This window comes from Streptomyces sp. 8L (assembly GCF_020176795.1).
Taxonomy (GTDB): Bacteria; Actinomycetota; Actinomycetes; order Streptomycetales; family Streptomycetaceae; genus Streptomyces.
The window spans coordinates 1-5,214 of record NZ_JAIUKE010000644.1; the positions used below are offsets into that span (position 1 = coordinate 1).

The window sequence follows — 5,214 nt, forward strand, 5'->3', positions numbered from 1 at the left end:
GGCCGGGACGGCTGTGGGGGTGGCGTTCACGGGGACCTCACTTGCCGCTCCCGACGGCTGTGGCCGCGAGCCGCGCCGCGGCATGCCGGATCAGCCGGTCGAGGTCGGCACAGTAGACGGATGGATGGCCGAAGCCGCTGCCCGCACGGTAGCGGTGGGCGTAGTGGCCGCCGCCGCAGACGGCGAGCAGCGGGCAGGCGCGGCAGGCGGGTGCGAGTGCGGCGGCGCCCGACTGGCGCGCGGCGACGGCGGGGTGGCGCAGCGCGTCGTCGAAGCCGTGCCGGAAGACGTCGAGGCCGGTGGCCGCGGCGCCGTCGTAGGCCGACTTGAGCGAGTCGACCTGCTCGATCGAGCCGTCGGTCTCCACGACGATCGCGCCGAGCGGGTCCAGGCCCAGCGACTCGGTGGCGCCGGGCAGGCCGAACAGCAGGCCGACACACTCCTCGAAGAGCCGGACGCGCACCTCGCGGCGGCCCGCGTCCCACCACCGGTCGAAGACCGCGCAGAGCCAGTCGCCGTACGGGGCGGCGCGGGGGTCGCCGGGCGCGCCGGCCGGGACGCCTGGCGGCGGCACCGTCCAGTTGCCGTGCGGCAGCAGCAGGTCGATGACGGGCGGCGCGAGTTCGAGCAGCGACTCGTACAGCTCGACGGGGTCCGTGCGCGGGTCGACGACGGTGAGGATGCCCGCGTACGCCTCGGGCGCGCGCCGGGCGAGGAGCCGGGCGCCGCGTACGGCGGCGGCCCACGAGGGGCGTCCCGCGTGGTCCACACGGGCGGCGTTGTGGGCGGGCAGTCCGCCGTCGAGGCTGATGCCGACCCGCACCCGGTGGCGGGCCAGGGTGTCGATCGCGGCGGAGTCCAGCAGCGTGGCGTTGGTCTGCACGGTCGCGTGCACGCGGCAGCCGTCGGGCACGCGCTCGCGCACCCGGTCCGCGAAGGCGCCCAGCCGGTCCGCCCCGGCGAGCAGCGGCTCTCCGCCGTGCAGGACGAGCGAGAGGGCGGGCAGGGCGTGGGCGCGCGCGTGCTCGGCGATCCGGTCCGCCGTGCGGCCGAGGACGTCGTCGCCCGCGAGGGCCGGGCGGGCGCGCCAGGAGTGGTCGGGGCCCGCGTACAGGTAGCAGTAGCGGCAGGCGAGGTTGCACCTGCCGTGCGCCTTGACGATGAACTGGGCGAACGGGACGGGCGCGCCGGTGCCCCCCGGCAATCCTCTGCGCGGCACGGCGAAACCCCCGATACGGTGCGGCTCATGGAGCGGCGGGGCCCGTCGCTCCGGTGCGGGGCGTCCCCTGACGGACACCCCGAGACGTGATATGTCTGCGGCGGGCGGGTGCGAACCGTCCGCGGGCGATATCCGGATGATGTTGTCCGGTTCACGAGCAACCGGGTCCGGAATCGTACGGGTGTCCGGTGTGCGGCGTATGCGCCCGGCACATGCCCACCCGTATACCGTCGGCCGGGTCCGGCCCGTATACCGCCTGCCGGGTCCGGCTCGGGTCCGGCCCCTCCCGGGTCCCGGGACCACGGGTCTCCGGCGGCGGTCAGAACGCGTTGGTGAAGCCCCAGAGCATCTCGCGCGGGCGCTCGGCGCGCTCGCGCAGCTCACCGACCATCTCCGCGAGTACCGGATGGTCGAGCGTGCGCAGGGTCTCCAGGTCGACCTCGGAGAGGTCGGGCAGGGGCGGCGGCGCGGGCGACGAGGCGCCCGGAGCGCCGTCGTCGGGGCGCGGCCGGCCGGTATCGGGGCGCGTCCCCGTGCCGCCGGTGCCGGTGTCAGGGCTCACTGGTTCGGTCATCGTCTCTCCCCGTGGTCGCCGTGCGCATGTCGCGATGTGCGCTCCATCTGCCCGTACGGCACTCCCCGTTGAGCCCGTCCGCGGTTGGCGCTGTGGTGCGGTTGGTGCTGTGGTTTTCCGAGCGGTGGTTCCCGAGCGGACCGTACGGTCGCACGGTCAGACGGTTACATGGTCAACGGGCCCTGCGAGCCGCCATATTCGAATGCTTGACGGCCCATTGCTTTCAGTGTCGTCCCTCCATGGTCGCCCTTCACCATTGAACGCTCAAGTCTCCAGGTCCGCCAGACGGTCCTGGGTCTCGCGTGCCTCCTCGCCGCCGCCTCCGGGCAGTTTGCGCCACTGCTCGCGCGCCTCCCGGAAGGCGTCCCGCGCCGCCCGCGGCCGTCCCGCCTCCACGTACGTCCTGCCGCGCCCGTGGTGCGCGCGCGCCTGGACCGCCACGGCCTCCTCCGATCTCGCCGTCAGCGCGGGTGTCGCGTCGTCGGCCCCCTCGGCCGCCCTGCGGGCCGCCGCGGCCGCGTCCCTGAACGCCTCCGCCGCCTCGTCGAGCCTGGTCGGCCGGTGCAGGACCCGGTACGCGTCGAAGCGCGCGTTGCCCAGGTCCAGCCAGCAGTGCGCGCGGGTGAGCGGGTCGCGCGCCTCGCGCGCCGCGAGCCCGAACAGGTACTCCGCCTCGCGCAGGTCCACCCGGTCCTCGGCGATCCGGTGCCGGATCATCAGCGCCCGGGCGAGCATCAGCACCCGGTCCGCCTGGTGCGGGTCGTCGGGCGCCGTCTCGGCCCGGCAGTCCCGCAGCACCTGGACGGCCGCGTGCACCAGCTCGGGACCGTCCGGCAGGCTCGCGCGGCTCAGCAGCGCGCTCCCCCACTCCGCGAGCACGTCCGCGTGGGCCGCGGTGTCGCGCGGCATGCCCCGGGCCGCGAGCTCGAACGACCTTATGGCCTCCTGGAGTTCCGCCGGGTCCCCGGCGGGCGTGGCGCCCGCGCCCGCCTCGTACCTGGCGAGTCTGAGGCGGCCCTCCCGCAGCCTGAGCTGCGCGCTGAGCCGGTCGTCGCGGACGATGCCGAGGGCGCGGCCGACGAGCGTCAGGCCGTCGTCCAGGCCGTCGCCCGACGCCAGCAGTGCGTCCGCGAGGTCGAGTACGGTGCTCGCCTGCGTGCCGCCCGTCTGCCTCGCGCCGTCCTGGTCGCCGAGCGCCGTACGCAGGGACCTGGCGGCCTGCTTCGCGTACAGCTGGGCCTGTTCCGCGTCCTCGGTGGCGCCGGAGAGCCGCAGCAGCATGCGCCCGAGGGCCAGCGGCAGGGCGGCGGGGCGGTTGCGCTGGTCGGGCCAGCCATCCGAGAACGCCTCCAGCATGCCGACGGCGCTCTGCAGCAGGGCGCTGTCGTGGCCGAGCCGCCACTGGGCCTCCAGGGCGCGGACCCGCTCCAGTGTCAGCCGCAGCGCGTCGCCCGGCGCCATGCCGGGGGCGGCGCAGGCGGCCGTGTACTCCCGGTCGGCGCGCTGGAGCAGTTGGAGCGCCCCGCGCTCGTCGCCGCGCCGCAGCCGGTCGTCGGCCGCCGCGTGCAGGATCCCGGCGAGCACCGCGCGCCCGCGCACGCCCCCGGATCTGCCGATCGCCCAGTCGGCGGCCTCCTCGGCCTCCTGGAGGAGTGCGGCACCGCCCTGGACCTCCCACAGCCGCAGCAGGCAGGTGGCGAGAGTGGTGCGCACCTCGCCGCGCCCCGCCTCCGCCTCGGCCCCGGCTCCGTCGAGGCGGCCCGTGGCGGCCGCGTGCTCGTCCGCGGCGACCGCGCCGCGCAGCAGCTGCACGGCGTCGACGAGGTGCTGCATCATGCCGTCCGCCTCGTAGTCCCGGACCAGGGTCCAGGCTGAGCGCACCGCGTCAGGGGCCCGGTGGGCCTCGTCCGGCTCCGCGGTGAAGCGCTCGGGCAGCGGCATGAACTGCTCCAGGACGTGCGAGGCGACCTCCGCGAACGGGTGCGGGACCGCGGACCTGGCGCGCCTGGCCTCCTCCGGGTCCTCGTCGCCGGCCGGGAACGCCGACACGCCGCCGTGCCGCGGAACGGGCCAGTCGATGCCGGAGCGCCCGCTGTCGAGCTGCGCCGCCGCGACCGCGGGGAAGTTCCAGCTGCCCTTGCCGAAGTGCCGCTCGATGTAGTCCGAGCAGTGCTTCAGGACGAGCATGGCCTCCTCGCGGGTGAGCGGGCCCAGCAGTTCGTCCTGCACGCCCGGCTCGAAGGCGTACCACGGGCCGCCCTCGGCCGGCGCGGCGCGGTCGACCCGCATCAGCCCGCCGAGCAGCACCTCGGCCAGTTCCGCCGGGCCCGAGTCGGGCAGCATCGTGCGCTGTACGAGCTGCATCACCGGCATCCACAGGGGGGCCGCCGCCAGGTATCCGGCGAGCCGGCCCGCGTCCCGCGACGCCGCGGAGCGGAATCTGCGCACCACCTGCGCGGCGCGCAGCGGCTGCCCGTCGCGCGGCGCCGACGTGGCGGGCTGGTCGGGGCGCACCCAGCCGACCGCGCCCGGTGTGTGCCCCGCGCCCTTGCCGGAGAGCAGCCCGGCCCAGGCGCCGAGCGACGCGGCGACCGGCGGCAGCACGGGGATGGCGACGGCGCCCGCGGCGCGCGGCGGCGCGCTCCTGCCGACGAGCCGCAGCGCCGCGGAGCCCGTGCCCTCGCCGCGCGCCAGCAGACCGTACGTCACGGGCAGGCCCGTGCGCCCCCAGAGCCGCTGCGGGAGGGGCTGGAGCACGGCGACGGGCGCCTGGCCCGACAGCCGGTACAGCAGCCGGTGGGCCTGGCCGCTGTACCACAGGGGGCCCGCGCAGTCGCTGAGGAGGACCGTGATCCGGTTGCCCGTGGGGTCGCTGAGCCGCTCGACCGGGCCGAGTGCCGCCGTACGCGGGTCGAGGCTGGTGGAGACGGCGGGCTCGCCGTCCGGGCCCTCGTGGAGATACCGGACCCGCACATCGCGGAAGGCTCCCAAATGGCTGAATATGTCTTCCAGTTCGGCGATGAGCCGCTGCCACACGAGCATCGAGGACGACACGTCCATCACCAGTTGCAGGTCCACCTCCGCCCGGGCTGACGCGCGGTACACCGGCACGACGAGCCCGCCGGCGCGGGCGCTGAGGTCGACCGTCGCCGCCTCGTCGAGCAGGCGCTCCACGGGTGCGGCGGTCCGCTGGTAACGCTGCAACGGGCGGAGCGCGCGCTGGAGTTGGAGCGTGCTCGGCAGGGCGCTCGCGACGGGCACACCGAGCGGCAGCAGCGCGCCGGCACCGGGCACGGCGCCGCCGCCCGGGCCCGAGCGCGGGCCGTGGGGGCCGGGTCCGCGCAGGTCGGCACTCGACGCGTAGCCCGCGGCCGGGCGGGGCGCGCCGAGGGCGACGCGGGGGTCGGCCACACGGTGGCCG

Annotated in this window: 3 protein-coding genes; all 3 read right to left on the reverse strand. The window is 76.3% G+C overall.

Features of this window, described 5'->3' with window-relative positions; genetic code table 11:
- Positions 1-37: 37 nt before the first annotated feature.
- Entirely contained in the window at positions 38-1,219 is a 1,182-nt protein-coding gene (locus tag LCE31_RS36355; RefSeq protein ID WP_225022195.1) for an FxsB family cyclophane-forming radical SAM/SPASM peptide maturase, read from the reverse strand.
- Between the two features lie 319 nt (positions 1,220-1,538).
- Complete coding sequence (fxsA, locus tag LCE31_RS36360; protein ID WP_225022198.1) at positions 1,539-1,793, reverse strand: FxSxx-COOH cyclophane-containing RiPP peptide; 255 nt, start codon at positions 1,791-1,793, stop codon at positions 1,539-1,541.
- A 264-nt stretch (positions 1,794-2,057) separates the two neighbouring features.
- Positions 2,058-5,214: SAV_2336 N-terminal domain-related protein (locus tag LCE31_RS36365; RefSeq protein ID WP_225022200.1), on the reverse strand; the 3,157-nt coding region annotated here is incomplete at its 5' end.

Bases quoted from the DNA above. Each gene is read 5' to 3' on its own strand.
- fxsA (WP_225022198.1), bottom strand. From the start codon at position 1,793: ATGACCGAACCAGTGAGCCCTGACACCGGCACCGGCGGCACGGGGACG.